The sequence below is a fragment of the Nocardia sp. NPDC051833 genome, assembly GCF_040681225.1.
Classification (GTDB): domain Bacteria; phylum Actinomycetota; class Actinomycetes; order Mycobacteriales; family Mycobacteriaceae; genus Nocardia.
On record NZ_JBFAYK010000005.1, the window covers coordinates 177,826 to 195,955 of the forward strand.

Annotated in this window: 20 protein-coding genes; 10 read left to right on the forward strand and 10 right to left on the reverse strand. The window is 70.9% G+C overall.

Annotated elements, in window-relative coordinates; genetic code table 11:
* Positions 1–80: 80 nt before the first annotated feature.
* Entirely contained in the window at positions 81–1,055 is a 975-nt protein-coding gene (locus AB0L91_RS31635) for a YafY family protein (RefSeq protein WP_365016220.1), read from the reverse strand.
* 62 nt (positions 1,056–1,117) lie between these two features.
* Here AB0L91_RS31635 and AB0L91_RS31640 point away from each other — a divergent pair, with 62 nt between their 5' ends.
* A complete protein-coding gene (locus AB0L91_RS31640; RefSeq protein ID WP_365016222.1) occupies positions 1,118–1,609 on the forward strand; it encodes a pyridoxamine 5'-phosphate oxidase family protein in 492 nt (163 codons plus the stop codon).
* Between the two features lie 6 nt (positions 1,610–1,615).
* Here AB0L91_RS31640 and AB0L91_RS31645 read toward each other — a convergent pair whose 3' ends face one another.
* Entirely contained in the window at positions 1,616–3,601 is a 1,986-nt protein-coding gene (locus AB0L91_RS31645) for an isocitrate lyase/phosphoenolpyruvate mutase family protein (protein WP_365016223.1), read from the reverse strand.
* Between the two features lie 65 nt (positions 3,602–3,666).
* On the opposite strand from AB0L91_RS31645, the gene AB0L91_RS31650 reads away from it, so the two are divergent.
* Positions 3,667–4,374 carry a helix-turn-helix domain-containing protein gene (locus AB0L91_RS31650; RefSeq protein ID WP_365016225.1) on the forward strand — a complete coding sequence of 236 codons (708 nt, stop codon included), beginning with the start codon at positions 3,667–3,669 and terminating at the stop codon, positions 4,372–4,374.
* Between the two features lie 16 nt (positions 4,375–4,390).
* On the opposite strand, the gene AB0L91_RS31655 is transcribed toward AB0L91_RS31650, so the two are convergent.
* The 3 genes from AB0L91_RS31655 to AB0L91_RS31665 all read right to left on the reverse strand — a co-directional run bounded on the left by AB0L91_RS31655 (position 4,391) and on the right by AB0L91_RS31665 (position 6,405).
* Positions 4,391–4,753, reverse strand: coding sequence for a hypothetical protein (locus AB0L91_RS31655; protein WP_365016227.1), 363 nt, complete (start codon positions 4,751–4,753; stop codon positions 4,391–4,393).
* 113 nt (positions 4,754–4,866) lie between these two features.
* Positions 4,867–6,066, reverse strand: coding sequence for an RNA polymerase sigma factor (locus AB0L91_RS31660; protein ID WP_365016229.1), 1,200 nt, complete (start codon positions 6,064–6,066; stop codon positions 4,867–4,869).
* Positions 6,067–6,405 (reverse strand): YciI family protein, encoded by a 339-nt coding sequence (locus tag AB0L91_RS31665; RefSeq protein ID WP_365016230.1) that lies wholly within the window; start codon positions 6,403–6,405, stop codon positions 6,067–6,069.
* A 137-nt stretch (positions 6,406–6,542) separates the two neighbouring features.
* Between AB0L91_RS31665 and AB0L91_RS31670 the strand changes: the two genes are divergently transcribed.
* From AB0L91_RS31670 to AB0L91_RS31700, 7 genes are read left to right on the forward strand one after another with little or no spacing between them, the layout of a single operon-like run.
* Positions 6,543–7,763, forward strand: coding sequence for a cation:proton antiporter (locus tag AB0L91_RS31670; protein WP_365016232.1), 1,221 nt, complete (start codon positions 6,543–6,545; stop codon positions 7,761–7,763).
* A gap of 27 nt (positions 7,764–7,790) precedes the next feature.
* Positions 7,791–8,849, forward strand: coding sequence for an N-acetyl-gamma-glutamyl-phosphate reductase (gene argC / locus AB0L91_RS31675; RefSeq protein WP_365016234.1), 1,059 nt, complete (start codon positions 7,791–7,793; stop codon positions 8,847–8,849).
* On the forward strand, positions 8,846–10,072 hold the full coding sequence (argJ, locus tag AB0L91_RS31680) for a bifunctional glutamate N-acetyltransferase/amino-acid acetyltransferase ArgJ (protein WP_365016236.1): 1,227 nt from the start codon (positions 8,846–8,848) through the stop codon (positions 10,070–10,072). The genes argC and argJ overlap by 4 nt, the downstream gene beginning before the upstream one ends.
* Positions 10,069–10,956: an acetylglutamate kinase gene (gene argB / locus AB0L91_RS31685; RefSeq protein WP_365016238.1), complete on the forward strand. Its 888-nt coding sequence runs from the start codon at positions 10,069–10,071 to the stop codon at positions 10,954–10,956. The genes argJ and argB overlap by 4 nt, the downstream gene beginning before the upstream one ends.
* Entirely contained in the window at positions 10,953–12,155 is a 1,203-nt protein-coding gene (locus AB0L91_RS31690; protein WP_365016240.1) for an acetylornithine transaminase, read from the forward strand. The genes argB and AB0L91_RS31690 overlap by 4 nt, the downstream gene beginning before the upstream one ends.
* The gene (gene argF / locus AB0L91_RS31695) at positions 12,152–13,084 is read left to right on the forward strand and encodes an ornithine carbamoyltransferase (protein ID WP_365016241.1); all 933 of its coding nucleotides are present in this window, start codon (positions 12,152–12,154) and stop codon (positions 13,082–13,084) included. Before AB0L91_RS31690 ends, argF begins: the two co-directional genes overlap by 4 nt.
* Before the next feature lie 34 nt (positions 13,085–13,118).
* Positions 13,119–13,622 (forward strand): arginine repressor, encoded by a 504-nt coding sequence (locus tag AB0L91_RS31700; protein WP_218718167.1) that lies wholly within the window; start codon positions 13,119–13,121, stop codon positions 13,620–13,622.
* Between the two features lie 154 nt (positions 13,623–13,776).
* Here the strand turns inward: AB0L91_RS31700 and AB0L91_RS31705 are convergent, their stop codons facing one another.
* Both AB0L91_RS31705 and AB0L91_RS31710 read right to left on the reverse strand, forming a co-directional pair.
* Positions 13,777–14,247: a hypothetical protein gene (locus AB0L91_RS31705; protein ID WP_365016243.1), complete on the reverse strand. Its 471-nt coding sequence runs from the start codon at positions 14,245–14,247 to the stop codon at positions 13,777–13,779.
* 5 nt (positions 14,248–14,252) lie between these two features.
* Positions 14,253–14,807 (reverse strand): helix-turn-helix domain-containing protein, encoded by a 555-nt coding sequence (locus tag AB0L91_RS31710; RefSeq protein ID WP_365016310.1) that lies wholly within the window; start codon positions 14,805–14,807, stop codon positions 14,253–14,255.
* Between the two features lie 147 nt (positions 14,808–14,954).
* On the opposite strand from AB0L91_RS31710, the gene AB0L91_RS31715 reads away from it, so the two are divergent.
* Entirely contained in the window at positions 14,955–16,370 is a 1,416-nt protein-coding gene (locus tag AB0L91_RS31715) for an MFS transporter (protein ID WP_365016244.1), read from the forward strand.
* Here the strand turns inward: AB0L91_RS31715 and AB0L91_RS31720 are convergent.
* Genes AB0L91_RS31720 through AB0L91_RS31730 form a run of 3 tightly spaced genes read right to left on the reverse strand, consistent with a single transcriptional unit; the run spans position 16,254 to position 18,115 of the window.
* Positions 16,254–17,075, reverse strand: a complete 822-nt coding sequence (locus AB0L91_RS31720; protein WP_365016245.1) for a DUF4184 family protein — start codon at positions 17,073–17,075, stop codon at positions 16,254–16,256. The genes AB0L91_RS31715 and AB0L91_RS31720 overlap by 117 nt on opposite strands.
* 29 nt (positions 17,076–17,104) lie before the next feature.
* Positions 17,105–17,908: an aldose 1-epimerase gene (locus AB0L91_RS31725; RefSeq protein WP_365016246.1), complete on the reverse strand. Its 804-nt coding sequence runs from the start codon at positions 17,906–17,908 to the stop codon at positions 17,105–17,107.
* Between the two features lie 51 nt (positions 17,909–17,959).
* Positions 17,960–18,115, reverse strand: a complete 156-nt coding sequence (locus tag AB0L91_RS31730) for a hypothetical protein (protein WP_355281733.1) — start codon at positions 18,113–18,115, stop codon at positions 17,960–17,962.
* Between the last annotated feature and the right edge of the window lie 15 nt (positions 18,116–18,130).

An 18,130-nucleotide genomic window follows, 5' to 3' on the forward strand; every position in this document is an offset into this window, starting at 1 on the left:
GGCCGGAGCCCGCCGTCGCCGCTGAGGTTCGTCCACCACGGCCGGACGCGGCGCGCGCTGGGTGAGCGCAGCGACAGCCGTCAGACCGGCGGGTGGTAGCGGGCGTGCATGGCGGCCGCGGTGGTGGCCATGGCCGAGCGGAGTTCGGGTGGGTCGAGCACCTCGAGATGTTCGCCGAGGGGGAGCAGGGCGTGGGCGAGGATCTCGTAGGACTCGCCGGGGATGGTGATGTCGACCCAGCCGGTGTCGTCGGGCGGGCTCGCGGAGGCCAGTGCGTCGCGGACGGCGGCCGGGTCGTTCATCAAGCGCAGCAGTCCGACGTGGTCGGCCGAGACCCGGCACCGCGCCCGGACCCGCAGGATGGCGCGGGCGAAGTCGTCGGCCGCGGCCGACCAGTGCGCGGTGAGCTCGAAATCGGCTGGGCGGGTGAAGGATTCGCCGGTGGGTTCGGCGGCGGTGATACGGCTTGCCCGGTAGGAGCGGATGTCGGTGCCCTCGCGGGCGACCAGGTACCAGGTGCCCGCCTTCATGACCAGGCCGAGTGGATCGACAGTGCGCTCGACGGTCTTGTCGCGGCGCCGGTAGCTGATCGCGAGCCTGCGGTCGTGCCACAGCGCGTCGGCGACCGCCGCCAGGGTGGGGGTGTCGTCCGGGCGGTGGAACCAGCCGGGCATGTCGATGTGCACGCGCTCGGCGATGCGGGTGGCGCGGCCGCGCAGTTCGGGCGGCAGCGCGGCCAGCATCTTGAGCTGGGCGGTGGCGAGCACGGTGCCGAGGCCGAGGTCGGCGGCCGCGCCGGGCAGTCCGGCCAGCAGGACGGCGTCGGCCTCGTCGGAGGTGAGGCCGGTGAGCCGGGTGCGGTACCCGTCGATCAGCCGCACGCCGCCGCCGCGCCCCGGCTCGCTGTACACCGGGACCCCGGCCGCCGACAGCGCCTCGACATCCCGGTACACGGTGCGGACCGACACTTCCAGCTCCCGCGCCAGCTCGGTCGCGGTCGCCCCGCCCTTGGCCTGCAACAGGAGCAGCAGCTGCACCAACCTGCTCGCTCGCATGTTCTCGAGACTAGCCGGAAACCTTGACACTGGATGTCAAGGTTGCGTCGTACTGTTCGACTATGACCACATGGAGCCAGTTCACCGAGGAAGCACCGCGAATCTCCGCCCTGTTCCTGCGCAGGCACCAGGCAACCGGCAATCTGTGCCTGCTCGGCACCGTCCGCGCCGACGGGTCGCCGCGGATCAGCCCGATCGAGCCGACGATCTTCGAGGGCATGCTGATCCTGGCCGGCATGCCGAACACCAGGAAGTTCGATGACCTCGCCCGTGACCCGCGCTTCTGCCTGCACACCGCGACCGTCGACACCAAGGTCACCGACGGTGACGCCAAACTGTTCGGCACCGTCACCGATCTGCCGGACGAGGCCGTGCACGCGCGCTTCGCCCAGAAAGTCTTCGACGACAGCGGTTTCGACATCCGCGGCGAGAAGTTCGACCACTTCTACGTCGCCGATCTGACCGGCGCCTCCACGGTCGAGGTCGACGACGACCACCTCGACATCACCGTGTGGAAGCCCGGTGCGGGCGAGCGGGTGGTCCGCAAGGACTGACGCGCGCTAGGCGGTGTTCGCCGCCGCGAGCAGGGCCTGGATGCGCCGGTAGTCGGGCGGCGCCGACAACTCGCCCGGATCGCCCCGGAGGGTGCGGGCCAGTCCGACCGCCGCGCCGAGAGCGGCCCGGTACAGGGCTGATCCGGTGCTGATCCGGCGCACACCCAGCGCGGCGAGGGCGTCGGTATCGGGGCCCGACGGTGTGTACAGCGTGTTCAGCGGGAGCGGGGTCGCGGCGACGAGGGTGCGCAGCGTGACCGGGTCGGTGACGCCCGGGACGAACAAGCCGTCGGCGCCCGCCGCCGCGTACAGCCGGGCCCGGTGCACGGTCGAGTCCTCGTCGATGCCGAACCAGTGCGTGTCTACCCGGGCATTGACGAATACGTGTGGAACGTGGGCCTTGATGATGTTGATGAGATCGGCCTGCGTTTCCGGTGTGGCCAGGGCCGTGTTGTCGCGGCCGTCCTCGATATTGATTCCGGCGACACCGAGGTCGGCCAGCCGAGCGACATAGTCGGCGACGTCCGTGGGGTCGTCGGCGAACCCGGCCTCGATATCGACGCTGACCGCGACCGGCAGTCGCGTCAATCGAGCGGCGAGAGCGAAGGTTTCGTCCGCCGACGCCGCCTTTCCGTCGGGCAGGCCTGCTGCGGCGGCGACTCCGAGACTGGTGGTGGCGATCGCCGGGAATCCCGCGTCTGCGAGCAGCGCACCGGAGGTGAAATCCCAGGCATTGGGCAGAATCAGTGGCCGCTCGCCATGGTGGAGTGTGTGGAAGTCGGTCGAATCCACAAGGTTTCGGTTGCGCGGGCGATAGTTCGTCGGGCCCTCGATGCCGCCTGAGCCCACGGGGCCGGGGTCCGGGCGCGGGCTACCGGCACGGTGCGACTCTGTGCGGTGTGATTCGGACGGTTGGTGAGTACCGGGCTGACGGCCTGGGTGCGCGGGAGGTGTCGGTTCGGGTGGCATGGTCGGGTCGATCCGCAGGTGCCGATCCGGCAGCGAACCGGTCGCGGGCCGGCCGCTCGGCCCGGACGGGATATGCGGCGTCGGCCGCGGTGCCGATCCGGGCAGCGGCGGTTCCCCGCCCGGCTCGGAAAGCGTGGCTGGGGTGTCGGATTCGAGAACGCCGCCGGCGAGGGCGATCGCGAGTTCGTGCCCGGGGCACCGGTGCGGTCCCGCGCCGAACCCGAGCCCCGGATGCCGCAGATCCAGTTCGGTCACCACACCGTCGACGAGACGCCGGGTGGACCGTAGCGGCGGCGCGGTCGCCATGATCAGCGCGGGCCGGTCGGCGGGGGCGCCGATGTTCGCCGCGCGGGCGGCCGCGATCAATTCGCCGGTCGCCGCGCACGCCTGCACCAGGAGGCAGATCCGTGCGGCGATCCGCTCGTCGTCGGTGGTCTCGTCCTCGGAAGCGGACGTTCCGTCGCCCAGTGTGCGCCGGTCGGTGTCGGCTGTCCGGCCCGGTGTAGCGAGGTCACCGACCTCCGCTTCGCCGGCGGCGGTGCGGGCTGGTCGGCGCGGGGCTCCCGCGAGCGTGCTGTGCATGCCGGTGTCAGATCCGGCCGTCGGCACATCCGCGCTGTCGTGCGTGCACCCCGAAACACGTGCGGGCACTGCGCACAAGGCCACGAGTTCACGCACCGCCGCGTCCGTCTCCGGCGTGGTCGGTTCGTGTGGTTGATAGGCAGCCGCGACGACGGCCACCGCCGTGACCGCACTCTCCGGGAGCTCCATCGCCTTCAGCAGTACCCGGACATGGGCCAGCGGCTGCCCGGCTCGGGCCGTGGCTTCGACACGAAGCGCGGCGGGGTCGAGTCGATCCAACTCGCGCTGTACCGCTGCCCGTCGGCGCCGATGGACGGGACCATCACAGAACCGGGGGACGTGCGCCCGCAGCCACGCGATGCCAGGACCGGGCGCATCGGGCACCGGCGGCATCGGCGCGGAGTGCAGAAGGTCGCGGACGAGCTCGGGATCGCTGATCACGGCATCGACGGTAGGCCCGCGACAGTTCGGTGGCCGCCGAACAATCACCGTCGCATGATGGGGAGATGCCCGCCCGCGCCGCCGCCCTCGCCGACTGGGCCGCCGTCCTCGCCGACCGGACCAGAGCCCACATGTGCCTGGCCCTGCTCGACGGCCGCGCCTGGACCGCCGGCGAACTGGCCCGCCTGACCGGCGTCGCCCCGTCCACCGCGACGGCCCACCTGGACCGCCTGTGCGCCGCGGGCTTGATCACCGAACGCAAACAGGGCAGGCACCGCTACGTCGAACTGGCGAGCCCCGCGATCGCCCAGCTTCTGGAAACCCTCCTGGCGGAACTCGACCCGACCCCCAACCCACCCAAGAACCTGCGCGCCGCCACCGCCGACGCGGCCCTGGCGCGCGGGCGAACCTGCTACAACCACCTGGCCGGCCGCCTCGGCGTCACCATCACCGACGCCATGGCCCACCGCGGCCTCCTCGACCCGGACAACGCCCACACCCTGACCCCCGCGGGCACCACCTGGCTCACCACCACCCTCGGCATCGACGAGCCCACCCTCACCCGCTCCCGCCGCCCCCTGACCCGCCCCTGCCTGGACTGGACCGAACGCCGCACCCACCTCGGCGGCCCCGCCGCGGTCCTCCTGCACCGCCGCCTGCTCGCCCTGAGCTGGATCACCCCGTCCGGAACCGGCCGCGCCGTCCGCGTCACCCCAACGGGAGAAACCGGCCTTGCCGACACCCTCGGCATAGACCCCGCCCACCTACGCTGACGGCCGAACCGACCGCTCAGTCGAACAGAGCCTCGACGGTGGAGACTTCCAGCGCCCGCCGCATCCATACGTCGAAGGTCTGTTGGTCCCGGCATGCGGTGACGCGTGCGGCGGCATCCTCCGGAACATGAACCCCGCGATGTCGAAGGATGAGCAGCACATCCTTGGCCCGCCCCTCGTCCAGCCCTTCCTCACGACCTTCGTCGCGGCCTTCTTCCCGCAACGCCTGAGCAAGGGGTCCGCGGAAGTACGAGAGATCGGCGTCCATGAGTTCCTTCCAGGTCGTGCCCGCTTTGGTCCGGCCGAGGCCGTGATAGACGAGTTCGATGAACAACTGCGTCTCGTCTTGGTCTCCGGCTTGCCGGAAGGCCTCGGCCACGGACTCCAGTATCGCACCGATGTGAGGTTGGCGAGCGTGGGTGACCCGCGATCGACGAGCCGCTCGAAATCCCCGGTGATTCCCCGAATTTCGGCGATTCGGACCGGTCGTGATCATGCTTGCCGGAGGGAGTCTCTTCGGTGGCGGAGGTATTCGCGTTCGATGTCGTTGGGGGTGAGGGGGAGGGCGGTGTCGTAGGCGGTGACGGCTTCAGGGAGGCGGCCTTCGCGGCGGAGGAGGTCGGCGCGGAGGGCGTGGTAGAGGTGGTGGGTGGGGAGGTCGATGGTGGTGAGTTCGGCGAGGGCGGCGGTGGGACCGTGGACTTCGGCGAGGGCGACGGTGCGGTGGAGGGCGACGATGGGGGTGGGCGTGAGGGTGTAGAGGTGGTCGTAGAGGGTGAGGATCTGGGGCCAGTCGGTGGCGGCTGCGGTGGGGGCGTCGGCGTGGACGGCGTTGATGGCGGCCTGGAGCTGATAGGGGCCGGGGGCGTTGCGGCGCAGGCATTCTCGGAGCAGGGATCGGGCCTCGTCGATGAGATCGCGGTCCCAGCGGGTGCGGTCCTGGTCGGGGAGGGGGATGAGGTGCTCGCCGTCGGTGCGGGCGGTTCGGCGGGATTCGGTGAACAGCATGAGGGCGAGCAGGCCCAGGATCTCCGGCTCGCCGGGGAGGAGATCGGTGAGCAGGCGACCCAGCCGGATCGCTTCGGCGCACAGGTCGGCGCGGATCAGGTCGGGGCCCGAGGTGGCCGAATAGCCTTCGGTGAATACGAGATACACGACCGCGAGCACGGCGGGCAGCCGCGCGGGCAGTTCGGCGTCGGCGGGCACCCGATAGGGGATGCGGGCGTCGCGGATCTTGCCCTTGGCGCGCACGAGCCGTTGCGCCATCGCCGATTCGGAGACGAGGAACAGCCGGGCGATCTCGGCGGTGGTGAGTCCGCCGAGCAGTCGTAGCGTCAGGGCGACCCGGGCGGTGGGGGCGAGTGCCGGATGGCAGCAGGTGAAGATCAGGCGCAGTCGGTCGTCGGGGAAGCTGTCGGTGGGCGCCGCCGGATCCACGTGCAGGAGAGCGGCTTCGGCGTGCCGGTCGGCCCGGGTCGCCTCGCGGCGGAGCCGGTCGATCGCGCGGTTGCGCGCCGTGGTGATGATCCAGCCCGCCGGGCTCGGCGGCACCCCGTCGACCGGCCAGCGCACGACCGCGGCGGCGAAGGCCTCCTGCACCGCGTCCTCGGCGACCCCGATGTCACCGAAGACGCGGATCAGGGAAGCGACCGCGCGCCCGTAGTTCTCCGCGAAGACCGCCTCGATGTCCATCTAGCCGCTCGCCACCGGCCGCACCTCGATCGGCAGGGTGAGCACCGCGGCCAGCCTGCCCGCCCAGTCCATCGCCTCGTCCAGATCGGCCGCCTGGATGAGGGTGAAGCCGCCGATGTGCTCGGTGCCCTCGGCGAAGGGCCCGTCGGAGATCAGCACTTCGCCCTCCTTCGCCCGCACGACGGTCGCGGTGCTCGCCGCGTGCAGGCCGACCGCGAACACCCAGGCCCCGGCCGCCCGCATCTCCTCGTTCAGCGCGGCCAGCTCGTCGAGGATCGTGCCGATATCCGACGGCGCGGGGCCGTCGGGCTGATAGATGCACAACAGGTATTGCTTCATGATCGTCCTTTCGTGGGGGTTCATCTCCTATACGAACGGGACGCCGCCGAATCGACACTCGCGGGTGCAACGATTCTCGTCCGGACGCCCAGCGAGGTGGCGGGGTTCGGCTGGGCCGCTGTGCCACGATGAGGCGCATGGAGCTGCTCGCCGCCGCCGAGGCCCCGTCGCCGATCGTCTCGCTGTTCTGGATCGCGCTCGTGGCGGTGGTGGCGCCGCTGCTGTCGCGGGCACTGCGGGGCTTCGTGCCGGACGTGGTGATCCTGCTCGTGGCGGGCACGATCCTCGGGCCGTTCGCGCTCGGCTGGGCCACCGCGGACGGCGGCGTCGACCTCATCAAGGAACTCGGCCTCGGCATGCTGTTCCTGCTCGCGGGCTACGAACTGGACCCGAAACTGCTCGGCGGCAAGTCGGGGCGGGTGGCCTGGCTGGTGTGGCTGGCCGGTCTCGTCTTCGCGTTCGGCCTGGTCAGCGTGCTGGCGAGCAGCGAATCGGCGACCAACCACATCGCCGTCGCGATCGCGATGACCTCGACCGCGCTGGGCACCCTGCTGCCCATCATCAAGCAGGCCGGGCTGCTCGACACCGCGCTGGGCCGGGCGGTGCTCGCGCACGGCGCGGTCGGCGAACTCGGCCCGATCGTGGCCATGTCGGTGCTGCTGAGCAGCCACAATGTCGGCGCCGCGCTGGTGGTGCTCGCGCTGTTCGTGCTGGCGGCGCTGCTGGTCGGGCTGATCCCGGTGCGGCTGTTCGGCCGCGTGCCCGATCTGGGGGCGGCGCTGGCCAGGATGGACGGCGGCACCTCCCAGCTGCCGGTGCGCGGGTCGATCCTGTTGCTGCTGGTGCTCATGGTGGTGGCCGAACGCTTCGACCTGGACGTGGTGCTCGGCGCCTTCGCCGCGGGCATGGTGCTGCGCAGGCTCATCGCCGCGGGCCACCCGCGCGTCGACGAGCAGCTCGAGACCATCGGCTACGGGCTGCTGATCCCGGTGTTCTTCGTGGTCTCGGGCATGGCCATCGATCTGTCGGCCGTGGCGAACAGGCCGCTGCTGTGGGTGTCGTTCGTGCTGGCGATCGCCGTCGCCCGCGGGTTGCCGGTGTGGCTGAGCGAGCGGTTCGTCCCGCACGGGCGCAATCTGGAATCACCGCACGAGCGGGCCCAGCTCGCCCTGTTCGCGGCCACCGGGCTGCCGATCATCGTCGCCGTCACCCAGGTGGCCGTGTCGACGGAGCTGATGACGGCGGATACCGCCTCGGTCCTGGTCGCCGCGGGCGCGACGACGGTTCTGCTGTTCCCGCTGGTAGCACGCCTGATCGGGGGGAAGGCGTCACTCGCGACCACACCTGCCCATGAATGAGCTTGCATAGTCGTGCATAATCATCACATGGTTGATTCGTCGGGAGGACCCGCGCTGCGGGTGGCGGTTGCCGGTGCGAGTGGATACGCCGGTGGCGAAGTGTTGCGTTTGCTGCTGGCCCACCCCGAATACCGAACCGGGCGCCTCGAGATCGGGGCGCTGACCGCCGGATCCAACGCGGGCACCGCGCTGGGCGCGCTCCAGCCGCATCTGCTGCCGCTGGCCGACCGGATCCTGCAGGAAACCACCCCCGAGGTCCTGGCCGGGCACGACATCGTCTTCCTCGGCCTGCCGCACGGCCAGTCCGCCGTCATCGCGCAGGCACTGCCGGAGTCCACGGTGATCATCGACTGCGGTGCCGACTTCCGGCTCACCGACGCCGCCGCCTGGGAGAAGTACTACGGCAGCGCCCACGCGGGCAGCTGGCCCTACGGCCTGCCCGAGCTGCCCGGCGGCCGGGCGCGGCTCACCGGAGCCCGCCGCATCGCCGTGCCCGGCTGCTATCCGACGGTGTCCAGCGTCGCGCTGGCGCCCGCCATCGCGGCGGGCATCATCGAGCCGACCGTGAACGTGGTCGCCGTCAGCGGCACCTCGGGTGCCGGCCGCAAGCTCGATGTCGGCCTGCTCGGTTCCGAGGTGATGGGCAGTGTCCGCGCCTACGGCATCGCCGGCGCGCACCGGCACACCCCCGAGATCGCGCAGAACCTGAAGGCGGCGGGCGGTGTCGACGTCGCGGTGTCGTTCACTCCCGTGCTCGCCCCGATGCCGCGCGGCATCCTCGCGACCTGCACCGCCCCGGTGAAGGTGGACGCGGCCGAGGCGCGTGCCGTCTACGAAAAGGCTTACGCCGACGAGCCGTTCGTGCATCTGCTGCCCGAAGGCGTTCTGCCGCAGACCGGTTCGGTCCTCGGCTCCAACGCCATCACCCTGCAGGTCGCCGTCGACACCGACGCGGGCCTGCTCGTGGTGATCGGCGCGATCGACAACTTGACCAAGGGCACCGCGGGCGCCGCGGTGCAATCGATGAACCTGGCCGTCGGATTCGACGAGACCGCAGGACTTTCCACCGTAGGAGTGGCACCGTGACGACCCCTGATCCGCACTCGACGGACCACGGCAACTTGATCCACACCCAGGGCGTCACCGCCCCGCTCGGCTTCCGCGCCGCCGGTATCGCGGCGGGCATCAAGGCCAGCGGCAAGCCCGACCTCGCCCTGGTCCTCAACGAGGGCCCCGAATACGCGGCCGCCGGTGTGTTCACCAGCAATCAGGTCAAGGCCGCGCCGGTGCTGTGGTCGCAGCAGGTGCTGAAGTCGGGGCGCGTGCGCGCGGTCATCCTCAACTCGGGCGGCGCGAACGCCTGCACCGGGCCCGGCGGCTTCCAGGACACCCACCGGACCGCCGAGGAACTCGCCGCCGCGCTGAGCAACTGGGGCACCGAGACCGGCGCGGGCGAGATCGCGGTCTGCTCCACCGGCCTGATCGGTGACCGGCTGCCGATGGACAAGCTGATCCCCGCCGTCACCGAGATCGTGCACGAGATGGGCGGCGGCATGTCCGGCGGCTCCGACGCCGCGCACGCCATCATGACCACCGACACCGTGCCGAAGGAATCGGCGTTCCACCACGAGGACAAGTGGAACGTCGGCGGCATGGCCAAGGGCGCGGGCATGCTCGCCCCGTCGCTGGCCACCATGCTCGTCGTGCTCACTACCGACGCGGTGGCCACGCCCGAGCAGCTCGACCGGGCGCTGCGCCAGGCCACCAAGTACACCTTCGACCGGCTCGACGTCGACGGTTCCTGCTCCACCAACGACACCGTGCTGCTGCTGGCCAACGGCGCCAGCGGCGTCGCCCCGTCGCAGGAGGACCTCGACGCGGCCGTCTTCACCGTGTGCGACGACCTGGCCGCCCAGCTGATGGCCGACGCCGAGGGCGTCACCAAGCGGGTGCAGATCACCGTCACCGGCGCGGCCTCCGAGGACGAGGCGCTGACCGTGGCCAGGGCGGTCGCCCGCGACAGCCTGGTCAAGACCGCGCTGTTCGGCTCGGACCCGAACTGGGGCCGGGTGCTCGCCGCCGTCGGCATCGCCCCGGTGACGCTGGACCCGGACCGGATCGCGGTGTCGTTCAACGGCAATCCGGTCTGTGTCGACAGCGTCGGCGCGCCCGGCGCGCGCGAGGTCGACCTGTCCGGCGAAGACATCGCGGTGCTGATCGAGCTGAACGTCGGCGCGGGCACCGCGATGGTGCGCACCACCGACCTCTCGCACGCCTACGTCGAAGAGAACTCGGCGTACAGCTCATGAGCAGCGGTGTGGTGCAGTCCCTCTCGGCGCTGGACAAGGCGCACGTGCTCGCCGACGCGCTGCCGTGGCTGCAGAAGTTCCGCGACAAGGTCGTCGTCGTGAAGTACGGCGGCAACGCCATGGTCGACGACGAGCTCAAGGCCGCCTTCGCCGCCGACATGGCGTTCCTGCGCACCGTCGGCGTGCACCCGGTGGTGGTGCACGGCGGTGGCCCGCAGATCAACGCGATGCTGACGAAGCTCGGCATGGCGGGCGAGTTCCGCGGCGGCTTCCGCGTCACCACCCCCGAGGTGATGGACGTGGTGCGGATGGTGCTGTTCGGCCAGGTCGGGCGCGAGCTCGTCGGGCTGATCAACGCGCACGGCCCGTACGCGGTCGGCATCTCCGGTGAGGACGCGCACCTGTTCACCGCGACCCGGCGCACGGTCACGGTGGAGGGTGTCGCCACCGACATCGGCCTGGTCGGCGATGTCACCGAGGTGAATCCCGGTGCCGTGCTCGACCTGATCGACGCCGGGCGCATCCCGGTGGTCTCCACCATCGCGCCCGACGCCGACGGCGTGGTGCACAACATCAACGCCGACACCGCCGCCGCCGCGCTGGCGGAGGGCATCGGCGCGGAGAAGCTCGTCGTCCTCACCGACGTCGAGGGCCTCTACACCGACTGGCCCGACCGTTCCTCGCTGACCAGCGAGATCGACGCGACGGCGCTCGCGGAGTTGCTGCCGCGCCTGGATGCGGGCATGGTGCCGAAGATGGAAGCGTGCCTGCGGGCGGTGCGGGGTGGGGTACCCAGCGCCCATGTGATCGACGGCAGGGTGCCGCATTCGGTACTACTGGAGTTGTTCACCGGAGAAGGAATCGGAACGATGGTGACCGCATGAGTGAAGTAGAGAAGCTGCAGCAGCGGTGGTCGGCCGCGATGATGAACAACTACGGCACCCCGAAGGTCGCGCTGGTGCGCGGCGCCGGCGCGGTGCTCTACGACGCCGACGGCAAGCGCTACGTCGACTTCCTCGGTGGCATCGCGGTGAACAGCCTCGGCCACGCCCACCCCGCCATCCTGGAAGCGGTCACCCAGCAGCTGGGCACCCTCGGCCACGTGTCGAACCTGTATGCCAGCGAGCCGGTGATCGAGCTGGCCGAGAAGCTGCTCGCGCACTTCGGTGACGGCGAGGGCAAGGCGTTCTTCTGCAACTCCGGCACCGAGGCCAACGAGGCCGCGTTCAAGATGGCCCGGCTGACCGGCCGGACCAAGATCGTCGCCGCCGAGGAGGCCTTCCACGGCCGGACCATGGGCGCGCTCGCGCTCACCGGTCAGCCCTCGAAGCGGGAACCGTTCGAGCCGATGCCGCCCGGCGTGGTGCACGTGCCCTACGGTGACGCCGCCGCGCTGGAGGCCGTCGTCGACACCGACACCGCCGCGGTGTTCCTGGAGCCGATGATGGGCGAGAGCGGTGTGGTCGTCCCGCCGTTCGACTACCTGGCCCGGGCGCGCGAGATCACCTCGCGGGCGGGCGCGCTGCTGATCCTCGACGAGGTGCAGACCGGAATCGGCCGCACCGGAACGTTTTTCGCGCACCAGGCGGCGGGCATCGTGCCCGACGCGATCACCCTGGCCAAGGGCCTCGGCGGCGGTCTGCCGATCGGCGCCGTGCTGGCGCAGGGCCGCGCCGCGGAGCTGCTCACCCCTGGCCTGCACGGCACGACCTTCGGTGGCAACCCGGTGTGCGCCGCCGCGGCGTTGGCGGTCCTGCGGACGATCGACTCCGAGGATCTGCTCTCCCATGTGGAATGGGTGGGCAAGAAGCTCAGCGACGGTATCGCGCTGCTCGAGCACCCCGAGATCGATCATGTGCGCGGGGCCGGCCTGCTGATCGGCATCGTCCTGAAGAACGACATCTCCGCCTATGTCGACGAGCGGGCGCGGGAGGCGGGCTACCTGATCAACCCCGCCAAGCCGAACGTGATCCGGTTGGCGCCGCCGCTGGTGCTCACCGAAACCCAGGCCGACAACTTCGTCGCCGACCTGCCCGAGATCCTCGACAAGGCCGCCGCCGATGCGAAGGGAGCCAGCAAGTGACCCTGCGCCACTTCCTGCGCGACGACGATGTGACCCAGGCCGAGCAGGCCGAAATCCTCGCCATCGCCGCGGATCTGAAGCAGAACCCGTTCGCGCACCGGCCGCTCGACGGCCCGCGCGGGGTCGGGGTGATCTTCGAGAAGAACTCCACCCGCACCCGGTTCTCGTTCGAGCTCGGCATCGCCCAGCTCGGCGGGCACGCCGTCGTCGTCGACGGCCGCGACACCCAGCTGGGCCGGGAGGAAACCCTCGGCGACACCGGCAGCGTGCTCTCGCGCTATGTCGAGGCCATCGTCTGGCGGACCTTCGAACAGTCCCGCCTCGACGAGATGTCGGCCACCGCGACGGTGCCCGTGGTGAACGCGCTGTCCAACGAGTTCCATCCGTGCCAGGTGCTCGCCGATCTGCAGACGATCGGTGAGCGCAAGGGCACCCTCGCCGGGCTGAACCTCACCTATTTCGGCGACGGCGCCAACAATATGGCGCACTCCCTGCTGCTGGGCGGGGTGACCGCGGGCATGAACGTGACCGTCGCCGCGCCCGCCGGTTTCGAACCGCTGCCGTGGATCCTCGAGGCCGCCGCCAAGCGGGCCGCGGAGACCGGGGCGACGGTGTCGGTCACCAACGACCCGGTGGCGGGCGCGACCGGCGCGGATGTGCTGGTCACCGACACCTGGACCTCGATGGGGCAGGAGAACGACGGTCTCGACCGGATCGGCCCGTTCCGTCCGTTCCAGCTCAACGCGGCGCTGCTCGCCGCCGCCGACCCGGAAGCCATTGTGATGCACTGCCTTCCGGCGCACCGCGGCGAGGAGATCACCGACGAGGTGCTCGACGGCCCGCACAGCGTGGTCTGGGACGAGGCCGAGAACCGGCTGCACGCCCAGAAGGCGCTGCTGGTCTGGCTGCTCGCGAAAGCCGCCGCGTGAGACCGCGAATCGGGGCCGGCGCGGAGGTCGGTCGATGAGCGCTCCCGAGAAGGGCTCGCCCGCCATCGCCCGCACCCGCGCCGGCCGCCAATCGCGCATCGTCGAGCTGCTGTCCGCGCATTCGGTCCGCAGCCAAACCGAACTCGCGACCCTGCTGGCCGCCGAGGGCATCGAGACCACCCAGGCGACCCTGTCGCGTGATCTCGACGAGCTCGGCGCGGTCAAGCTCCGCGCCGCCGACGGTGGCGCGGGCGTCTACGTCGTCCCCGAGGACGGCAGCCCCGTCCGCGGCGTCACCGGCGGCACCGGCCGCCTGTCCAAACTCCTCGGCGACCTGCTGGTCTCCACCGACGCCAGCGGCAACCTCGCCGTCCTGCGCACCCCACCCGGCGCCGCCCACTTCCTGGCCAGCGCCCTCGACCGCGCCGCCCTCCCCTTCATCGTCGGCACCATCGCCGGCGACGACACCATCGCCGTCATCGCCCGCGAACCCCTCACCGGCGCCGAACTAGCCGCCCGCATCGAGGAATTGGCCTGATCCACGGAGTTTCGTTCTCGGCGCCAACTCCTGACCTCGGTGCCGGAGCGGATTCGCCTTGATGCCGACCCGGACGGTCGATGGCCGCCCCCGGCGGCCGACTGCCCGGGCATCCCGCGCCATGCACTGATCCACCGGCGCAAATAGAGCCGGGTTACACCCTGGTGGCGCCGTCCGGCCAGACGATGTCCACCGGAATGCCCTGGGCGCGGGCGGATTCGACGACGGTGGCGGTGCCGCCGCGTTCGCCCTCGTTGCCGTCCCACACCGCGACGAGGCGGTCGCAGTCGGTGACGAGGACTTCGTTGGCGGCCTCGTAGGCGTCCTTGCCCGCGGTGTCGAAGTCCATCACGCGCACTGTGTTCGCGCGGGCGAGCAGGGCGTCGAACAGGGGTGCGTGGTCGGGCTTCACCTTGGCCGCGCGGTAGTCGCGGGAGGGGAGGACGACCTCCAGGCGTCCGCCTGCCGCCAGTACCGCTTCGGCGAAGATCGAGTCCGCGCCGCGGGCCAGGCAGGTGATGCCGACCAGGTCGGGGACGTCGTCGAGGAGGGTCGAGATCGCCTCGCGCACCAGGGTTTCGGTGGCGGGGGTGAGGTTCATGTGGCCGGTGACGCTGATCCGCATCGGGGTCATCCTGCCGGGGTGGGTGGGGTGCGCAGGCCGGTCAGGGCGATCTCGGTGAGCAGGGGCGCCGAGTCGGGGGCGGCTTGGCAGCCCGCGCCGATGCCGTGGCCGAGTCGCAGGATGTCGCGCGGGGTGACGTCACGGCGCACGAGCCCGGCTTCCTGGACGGGGACCAGGACGGACTCGGCCGCCTCGGCGAGCATCGTCGAGCAGGCGGCGAAGACGTCGGAGGTCCGGTCGATCGCGGCCTTGAGGGTGGCCGCCAGGCCGTGCCGGTACAGGATGTAGGAGACCAGTTCGCCGAACCACTCGGTGAAAGCGTCTGGGGGAGTGCGGGTTTCACGCAGCTCGGCGGCGCGCGCGGCGAGTGTTTCGATATTGGCGCGGTAGACCGCCTCCATCAGCGCCGTGCGATTCGGGAAGTGCCGGTACAGGGTGCCGGGTCCGACGCCCGCGCGCCGGGCGATGTCGTCGAGGGGTGCCTCGATGCCGTGCTCGGCGAAGGCGTCGCGCGCGCATTCGATGATGCGTTCGTAGTTGCGGCGCGCGTCGGCGCGCATCGGCCGCGACGGTGCGTCCACTCGGTCCTCCACTGGAAACGGATGAAGTCTCCGTTTAGGCTTGCGGAACCGGAGACTTTCTCCCTATGCTAGCTCTGTCATAAACGGAGACTCTATCCGTTTAGCTTCCCTCTCGATGGAGCGCACTTGACCACCACCACACTTTCGGCGAAAGCCCAGGTAGCGCGCGCCCGTCCGGGCGTCGTCCTGGTCACCTTGCTGACCTGCCAGCTGATGATCATTCTCGACGTCACGGTGATGAACGTGGCCCTGCCGCGGATCCGGACCGACCTGGAGTTCAGCGCCACCGGCCTGTCCTGGGTGATGAACTCCTACACCCTCGTCTTCGGCGGCCTGCTGCTGCTCGGTGGCCGCGCCGGCGACCTGTTCGGCAGGCGCCGGCTGTTCATCGCGGGCACGACACTGTTCACCCTCGCCTCCCTGGCCGGCGGGCTGGCGCCCTCGGCGGGCTGGCTGCTCGCGGCCCGGGTGCTGCAGGGCATCGGTGGCGCGATGGCCGCGCCCAATACCCTCGCGCTGCTGACGACGACGTTCACCGAGCCGAAGGCGCGCATCCGTGTGCTTGCACTGTTCTCCGGCATGTCCAGTGCCGGATTCGCGATCGGGCTCATCGTCGGCGGACTGCTGACCGAATGGGTCGGCTGGCGCTCGGTGCTGTTCATCAACGTGCCGTTCGGGCTGCTGATCCTGGCGCTCGCCCTGCGCTACCTGCCCGACGCGCCGCGTCGCGCCGCCCGCCTCGATCTGCCGGGCGCGGTGACCGCGACCACCGGTGTCGCCGCGCTGGTCTACGGATTCATCAGCGCGGCCGCCGACGGCTGGGGGGCGCCGGGCACCGATATCTCCCTGGCGGTCGGCGCGGCACTGCTCGCGGGGTTCGTGGCGATCGAACTCCGTGCGCCGCAACCACTGCTGCCCCTGCATCTGTTCGCCGACCGCAATCGGGCCGCCGCCTACCTGAACATGTTCCTCGGGCCGATGGCGGGCATGTCGATGTTCTTCTTCCTGACCCAGTATCTGCAGGATGTGCGCGGCATGAGCGCGCTGGCAACGGGATTCGCGTTCCTGCCGACGGCGGCCCTGATGTTCGCGATGATCCGGCTGATTCCCCGGTTGCTGGCCCGCTTCGGCCCGAAACCGGTGACCGTGACCGGCACCGTCGCGATGACCACCGGGCTCGCGCTGCTGACCCGGCTCTCGGCCGACAGCGGCTATTTCCCGCTGCTGTTCGTCGCCATGGTCGCGATGGGCTGCGGGATCGGCCTGGCGTTCTCGCCGCTGAACGTGATCATCATGTCCACGGTGTCGCCGGACGAGGCGGGCGCGGCGGGTGGTGCGTTGCAGACCATGCAGCAGACCGGTGGCGCGCTCGGCCTGGCCGTCCTGGTCACGGTCTTCGGCACCGCGGCCCGCGAGGCGGGCGGTTCACCGACGCACGCCCTCGTCGGCGGGATGACCGCCGCGTTCGGCGCCGCCGCCGTCATCGCGGCGCTGACCTTCGTGGTCGCCCTGACTTTCCGCAGTATCCGGTCGCCGCGATGAGCCGAAACCCCTGATCTGCCAGAGCAATACGTAGAGCGTCCAGGCGCAGCCCAGTCCCTGGGCTGCGCCGACGATCGTGTGCCGGACCAGGTCGTAGGAGCTGGCCCGGGTCACCGGGTCGTCGATGGCGAGCACGGCGCCGAGGACGGGTGCGAGGATCAGCCCGGTGCGGATCGCGCGACCCCACCGGACCGGCGGCGCCGATGACCGTCGGCTGGTGCGGCGAACCAGGTAGTGGGCGAGCGCGGCGGTACCGAGCAGCGACGAGGCGTAGCCGATCACGTTGTACACCGTGTGCGGCCCGACCACCGGGGCGCGCAGCAGCGGCCAGTGCCGCACCACGAAACCTGCTGTCTGCGTGCAGGAGTCCCACGCGAGGTGCGTCAGGGCGCCCAGGGCGATGGCGACGACCGGAACCCACAGGCGCCGGAGACCATCGGCGGGCACACGAGCCGGAAGGGCGATACGGAACGGGAAGAGCGCGGCGGCCGGTCCGGCCGAGAGCCGGAAGCACAGCAGCAGGCCGACCCCGATCACCAGATCCCAGCTCAGCACCCCGACGAGCGAATGAGTCGCGGCGCCACCCAGCGGAATCGGCAGGTAGTAGACGACATCGGGCGCGATCGCCCCGGCCACCAGCGCCGACAGCGGCAGGCGCCGAGCCAGGGGCAGCACCGCGACAGGGTGGGCGAGCGTGATCGGCACCCCGCCACGCTATCCCGCCCGTCGCGGTGTCAGTCCCGGGTCAGCCGGCGCCAGGTCCAGTCCACCCGGATATCCAGCGGCGCGTCCGGCGTGACCATCCGGGGATCGGTGTTCACGCCGTTGGGTGGACCCGACTGGGCCTCCACCGACAGCGACTCCTCCGGCAGGGTCCAGACGACGACATCGGTGACGGGACTGGTGATCGTGAATTCCAGGAAACCTGGCCAGGTGAGGCGCGCGGTGACGCCGTCGGGCATGGCGAAGCAGTCGTCCCACGGCGGGGGCGACGGCGGGATGTGGCGGCCGGTGGGCAGGTAGTCCGGCCCGCGCTCGTACTGCCAGGCCGGCCGGAAATGGAGGGCGAGCGGGCCCGTGGCCGCGGGGACCTCGCGCAGGAACCAGGGATGCCAGCCGCCCTGGGCGGGAAAGGGATCGGCGTCGGTGGCGATGCGCAGGTCGAGGGTGAGGCCGGTGTCGGTGAGGGTGAACCGCTGGGTGACGGTGCCCGCGAACGGCCACGGGTCGGTCAACCGGTGCCGCACCGTTGCCTCGGTCGCCGTGGCGGACACGACCTCCCACGTGCCGTCGCGCGCGGTGCCGTGGATGCTGTGCGGCGGATTGTTGATCGGCATCTCGTAGGTCCGGTCACCGACCGTGAACGTGCCGTAGCCGAGCCTGCCCGCCCAGGGCGCCATGACGAAGCAGCCCGTCCCCGGGTCCTGCCGCAGCAGTTCGGTCCCGTCGACGGTGAGGCTGTGCAGCGCGCCGCCGTCACCGGGCGCGATGGTCAGTCCGGTGGTGCCCGCGTGGAGTCGCACGTCGTCGGCGGCCATGCCGGCGAGACTAGCGGCGCGCCGCGCTCAGCGGCGGGAGCCCACGCCGGATCAGGTGAACGGGTACTGCCCGCCGCCCGCGCCGCCGCCGGGTGAGTTCGGGGTGGCGACGTCGATGATGCTCTGCACCAGGGCGACGACGGCCCGGCCGACATCGAGCACGCCGTTGCCGAGAGTGGAGAATTCCTGCGCGACGTAATGGAGCATCTTGTTCGTCCTCAC

Coding starts and splice junctions, on each gene's coding strand:
- AB0L91_RS31635 (WP_365016220.1), bottom strand. CDS start 1,055: ATGCGAGCGAGCAGGTTGGTGCAGCTGCTGCTCCTGTTGCAGGCCAAG.
- AB0L91_RS31640 (WP_365016222.1), top strand. CDS start 1,118: ATGACCACATGGAGCCAGTTCACCGAGGAAGCACCGCGAATCTCCGCC.
- AB0L91_RS31650 (WP_365016225.1), top strand. CDS start 3,667: ATGCCCGCCCGCGCCGCCGCCCTCGCCGACTGGGCCGCCGTCCTCGCC.
- AB0L91_RS31660 (WP_365016229.1), bottom strand. CDS start 6,066: ATGGACATCGAGGCGGTCTTCGCGGAGAACTACGGGCGCGCGGTCGCT.
- AB0L91_RS31665 (WP_365016230.1), bottom strand. CDS start 6,405: ATGAAGCAATACCTGTTGTGCATCTATCAGCCCGACGGCCCCGCGCCG.
- AB0L91_RS31670 (WP_365016232.1), top strand. CDS start 6,543: ATGGAGCTGCTCGCCGCCGCCGAGGCCCCGTCGCCGATCGTCTCGCTG.
- argC (WP_365016234.1), top strand. CDS start 7,791: ATGGTTGATTCGTCGGGAGGACCCGCGCTGCGGGTGGCGGTTGCCGGT.
- argB (WP_365016238.1), top strand. CDS start 10,069: ATGAGCAGCGGTGTGGTGCAGTCCCTCTCGGCGCTGGACAAGGCGCAC.
- AB0L91_RS31690 (WP_365016240.1), top strand. CDS start 10,953: ATGAGTGAAGTAGAGAAGCTGCAGCAGCGGTGGTCGGCCGCGATGATG.
- AB0L91_RS31700 (WP_218718167.1), top strand. CDS start 13,119: ATGAGCGCTCCCGAGAAGGGCTCGCCCGCCATCGCCCGCACCCGCGCC.
- AB0L91_RS31705 (WP_365016243.1), bottom strand. CDS start 14,247: ATGCGGATCAGCGTCACCGGCCACATGAACCTCACCCCCGCCACCGAA.
- AB0L91_RS31710 (WP_365016310.1), bottom strand. CDS start 14,807: ATGCGCGCCGACGCGCGCCGCAACTACGAACGCATCATCGAATGCGCG.
- AB0L91_RS31725 (WP_365016246.1), bottom strand. CDS start 17,908: ATGGCCGCCGACGACGTGCGACTCCACGCGGGCACCACCGGACTGACC.
- AB0L91_RS31730 (WP_355281733.1), bottom strand. CDS start 18,115: ATGCTCCATTACGTCGCGCAGGAATTCTCCACTCTCGGCAACGGCGTG.